Origin of the sequence: Mycobacterium sp. UM_11, assembly GCF_001414075.1 — a bacterium.
Lineage (GTDB): Bacteria > Actinomycetota > Actinomycetes > Mycobacteriales > Mycobacteriaceae > Mycobacterium.
Genome location: NZ_LATC01000184.1, coordinates 1 through 4,141 on the forward strand (window position 1 = coordinate 1; position 4,141 = coordinate 4,141).

Below are 4,141 nucleotides of genomic sequence, written 5' to 3' on the forward strand. Positions count from 1 at the left end.
GAGATGTGTATAAGAGACAGGTAGGGATCCTCGGCCGTCGCCGGCAAGGTTGGTACACAACGGTTTTCGGAGGGGGATCAACCGGGATGTGAAGCGGCCACGGCGATTAGAGCGCGCCCGAAGGGATTCGAACCCCTAACCTTCTGATCCGTAGTCAGATGCTCTATCCGTTGAGCTACGGGCGCCGGTCGTTCAGTTGTCTTACGTTGCGCTCCTCCAACAGGAGTCAGCGGAGGCGAGAGGATTTGAACCTCCGGTCCCCTTTGAGGGGGACAACTCATTAGCAGTGAGCCCCATTCGGCCGCTCTGGCACGCCTCCCTTTTGGACTTTTCGAGGGTACCCGACCCCGGTCCGGTCTCGCGGAACCGGCCATACTGTACACATTCGCGACATAAACTGTCGAAGTGACCGCCCGCCTGCGTCCCGAACTGGCCGGATTGCCAGTGTATGTGCCCGGCAAGAACGTGCCGGGCTCCATCAAACTGGCCAGCAACGAGACCGTGCACGGCCCGCTGCCCAGCGTGCATGCGGCGATCGAGCGTGCCGTTGCCGTCGTCAACCGCTACCCGGACAACGCCAGCGTCGACCTCAAGGCGGCGCTGGCCATGCACCTGGGCCCCGACGTCGCCCCCGAACACATCGCAGTCGGTAGCGGTTCCGTCACCCTGTGCCAGCAGCTGGTGCAAATCACCGCATCCGCCGGCGACGAGGTGATGATGGGCTGGCGCAGCTTCGAGTGCTACCTGCCCATCGTCCAGGTGTCCGGCGCCACCGCGGTCAAAGTGCCGTTGACCGACCACACCCACGACCTCGACGCCATGCTCGCCGCGATCACCGACCGCACCCGGCTGATCTTCGTCTGCAACCCGAACAATCCGACGTCGACGGTGGTCGATCCCGAAGCCCTGAGGCGTTTCGTCGAGGCCGTGCCGCCGCACATCCTGATCGCCATCGACGAGGCCTACGTCGAATACATCCGCGACGGGATGCTGCCCAACAGCCTCGATCTGGCCCTCAACCGCAGCAATGTCGTTGTGCTGCGGACCTTTTCGAAGGCCTACGGACTGGCGGGCCTGCGCGTCGGGTATGCGGTCAGCCACCCCGACCTGATCACCGCGCTGGACAAGGTCGTCATGCCGTTCGCGGTGACGAACGTCGCGCAGGCGGCCGCGATCGCCTCGCTGGAGGCGTCCGGCGAACTGATGGCCCGCACCGACGCGCTGGTCGCCGAGCGGACCCGGGTCACCGCCGAGCTGCGCGGCGCCGGGTTCACCCTGCCGCCGTCGCAGGCCAACTTCGTCTGGCTGCCGCTGGGCGCCCGGACCGAGGACTTCACCGAGCAGGCCGCCAACGCGCGGCTGGTGGTGCGGCCGTTCGCCGGCGAGGGGGTGCGCGTCACCATCGGTGCGGTGGAGGAGAATGACGCCCTGCTGCAATTCGCCTGCGACTGGATTTCCCGCACCGAACCGTAAGGAGTCGTCCGTTGAACTTGGCGCGCAAACTGTTCACCGAGTTCAAGGAGCGTGACGGCGACATTCCCGACGCCGAGCTCGACGACTTCTGGGCGGGGCTCGAGCCCGCGACCATCGAGGGCATGCTCGGCGAGTGGAAGGGCGGCGAGTTCCGCACGGGCCACCGGATGAACGGTCAGCTGGAGAAGGCCGGCTGGTTCGGCAAGACCTTCGAATCGGCCCGCGACGTGCAGCCGCTGGTCTGCCTCGACGCCGACGGCAACAAGTTCTCCAACGTCGAGATGGGCAAGGGCGAGGCCAGCCTGTGGCTGGAAGAGTTCCGTGGCGAGGTCACCGCGACGATGGTCTATGACGGCCAGCCCGTGCACGACCACTTCAAGAAGATCGACGACGACGCCGTGATGGGCATCATGAACGGCAAGGGCGTCCGGGATAACGGCCGGTATTACTACTTCTACCTGGAGCGGGTGTAGTAGCCCGACCAGCGTGCGTCTACGGCTTTGAGTGTGTAGCCAGGGCGGGGATCCGGGCCGAAATGCGCCCTGAGCGCACTCCCAAAGCCCTCATCGCACACGCGATGGACACGCGATGGGCGCGATGGGCGCGCGATATGGGCGTGATGGGCGTGATACCCGGCCCGAATTACCGCGCCGGGTCGCGGCCGGTGAAGGCGACCAACCGCTCGAGCGCGCCGGCGTCCTCGGGCACGTCGACCGGGTCGTCGAAGCCGGCGCCACCGCGGAACTCGGGCCGGATGATGTTGCGGGCCAGCCCCAGCACGTACTCGGACAGCGGCTCGGGCGCGTTCACCTCGTGTCCCACCGCGGTGGCGTAATCCCAAGCGTGGACCAGGAATTCGATCGACAGGACGCCGCACGCGCCCTTGGCGGGCATCTCCCCTTTGCCGAACGGCACCGACCCGTCCAGGCCGTGCCGATGCCAGGCGTCCAGCGCGGGCCGGGCCGCCGCGACCACCCGCCGTTCCACCGAATCACCGTCGTCGGCTTCGGGGATCTCCGCGCCGACCATGCCGCCCAGCGCGGTGATCGACTTCAACAGGTGATCGGTCAACTGCGCCACGTCGAACTCCGCGCACGGCGTCTGGCGGGATAGGTCGTCGGCGGCGATGGTGTGCAGCACCCGCTGCAGCACCCCGAGGGTGTCCTCGGCGCTGTGCAGTTCGTCGGTGGGCGGGGAATGCGGGCCGGGCCGCAAATCAGGAGCCATATTTGCCACGCTACGGTCTCGATATGGCGCAAGCATACGAATCCGTCACGGTGGAAACGAAAGATCACGTCGCCCAGGTGACGCTGATCGGGCCGGGCAAGGGCAACGCGATGGGCCCGGCGTTCTGGTCGGAGATGCCGGAGCTGTTCGCGGCGCTGGACGCCGACCCCGAGGTGCGGGCGATCGTGCTGACCGGTTCGGGCAAGAACTTCAGCTACGGCCTGGACGTGCCCACGATGGGTGGGTCGTTCACCCCGCTGCTGTCCGGGGACGCGCTGGCCGGCCCCCGCGCGGTGTTCCACCGCGAGGTCAAACGGATGCAGGGCGCGATCACCGCGGTCGCGGACTGCCGCACCCCGACCATCGCGTCGGTGCATGGCTGGTGCATCGGCGGCGGCGTCGACCTCATCTCGGCGGTCGACATCCGCTACGCCAGCGCCGACGCCAAATTCTCGGTGCGCGAGGTCAAGCTCGCCATCGTCGCCGACGTGGGCAGCCTGGCCCGCCTGCCGATGATCCTGGGCGACGGCCACCTGCGCGAGCTGGCGCTGACCGGCAAGGACATCGACGCGGCCCGCGCGGAGAAGATCGGCCTGGTCAACGACGTGTACGCCGACGCTGACGCCACGCTGGCCGCCGCGCACGCCACCGCCGCCGAGATCGCCGCCAACCCGCCGCTGACCGTCCACGGCGTCAAGGACGTCCTCGACCAGCAGCGTGCCGCGGCCGTGTCGGAGAGCCTGCGCTACGTCGCCGCCTGGAACGCGGCCTTCCTACCGTCCAAGGACCTGACCGAGGGCATCGCGGCGACATTCGAGAAGCGCCCGCCGCAGTTCACCGGCGAGTGAGCCGCCGACACGTACCCTCGCTGAGGTGACATCAGACGGGAGAATCCGCGTCCCGGCCGACTTGGACGCCGTGACGACGATCGGCGACGAAGACCACTCCGAGATCGACGGCGCCGCCGTCGACCGGATCTGGGCGGCCGCGCGGCACTGGTACGCGGCCGGCTTTCACCCCGCCATCCAGCTGTGCCTCCGCCGCAACGGGCGCGTCGTGCTCAACCGGGCGATCGGCCACGGCTGGGGCAACGCCCCGACCGACCCGCCCGAAGCCGAGAAGATCCGCGTCACACCGGACACGCCGTTCTGCGTGTACTCCGCGGCCAAGGGGATGGCGGCGACCGTGGTGCACATGCTCGTCGAGCGCGGGGTGTTCTCGCTCGACGACCGCGTCTGCGACTACATCCCCACGTTCACCAGCCACGGCAAGGACCGAATCACCATCCGGCACGTCATGACGCACAGCGCCGGGCTGCCCTTCCCCACCGGACCCAAGCCGGACGTCCGACGCGCGGACGACCATGAGTACGCGCAGCAGAAGCTGAGCGAGCTGCGCCCCCTGTACCGGCCGGGGTTGGTGCTGTCTCTTATACACATCT

5 protein-coding genes and 2 tRNA genes are annotated in these 4,141 nt (G+C 67.9%); 4 read left to right on the plus strand and 3 right to left on the minus strand.

Annotated features, from left to right (window positions below; all coding sequences use genetic code 11):
- Window positions 1–112: 112 nt before the first annotated feature.
- Together WU80_RS24195 and WU80_RS24200 are read right to left on the minus strand one after the other, a co-directional pair.
- Window positions 113–185: transfer RNA gene (locus WU80_RS24195), tRNA-Arg, on the minus strand.
- 45 nt (window positions 186–230) lie between these two features.
- Window positions 231–319, minus strand: a tRNA-Ser gene (locus WU80_RS24200).
- An 86-nt stretch (window positions 320–405) separates the two neighbouring features.
- Between WU80_RS24200 and hisC the strand changes: the two genes are divergently transcribed.
- Complete coding sequence (hisC, locus tag WU80_RS24205; protein ID WP_055405528.1) at window positions 406–1,473, plus strand: histidinol-phosphate transaminase; 1,068 nt, start codon at window positions 406–408, stop codon at window positions 1,471–1,473.
- 11 nt (window positions 1,474–1,484) lie between these two features.
- Window positions 1,485–1,946, plus strand: coding sequence for a DUF4334 domain-containing protein (locus tag WU80_RS24210; protein WP_055405527.1), 462 nt, complete (start codon window positions 1,485–1,487; stop codon window positions 1,944–1,946).
- A gap of 169 nt (window positions 1,947–2,115) precedes the next feature.
- On the opposite strand, the gene WU80_RS24215 is transcribed toward WU80_RS24210, so the two are convergent.
- On the minus strand, window positions 2,116–2,700 hold the full coding sequence (locus WU80_RS24215; RefSeq protein ID WP_197281344.1) for a TIGR03086 family metal-binding protein: 585 nt from the start codon (window positions 2,698–2,700) through the stop codon (window positions 2,116–2,118).
- 23 nt (window positions 2,701–2,723) lie between these two features.
- On the opposite strand from WU80_RS24215, the gene WU80_RS24220 reads away from it, so the two are divergent.
- Both WU80_RS24220 and WU80_RS24225 read left to right on the plus strand, forming a co-directional pair.
- Complete coding sequence (locus tag WU80_RS24220) at window positions 2,724–3,548, plus strand: crotonase/enoyl-CoA hydratase family protein (protein ID WP_055405525.1); 825 nt, start codon at window positions 2,724–2,726, stop codon at window positions 3,546–3,548.
- Window positions 3,549–3,573: 25 nt separating this feature from the next.
- Window positions 3,574–4,141, plus strand: a 568-nt coding sequence (locus WU80_RS24225) for a serine hydrolase (protein ID WP_156371866.1), incomplete at its 3' end; no start/stop codon positions are given.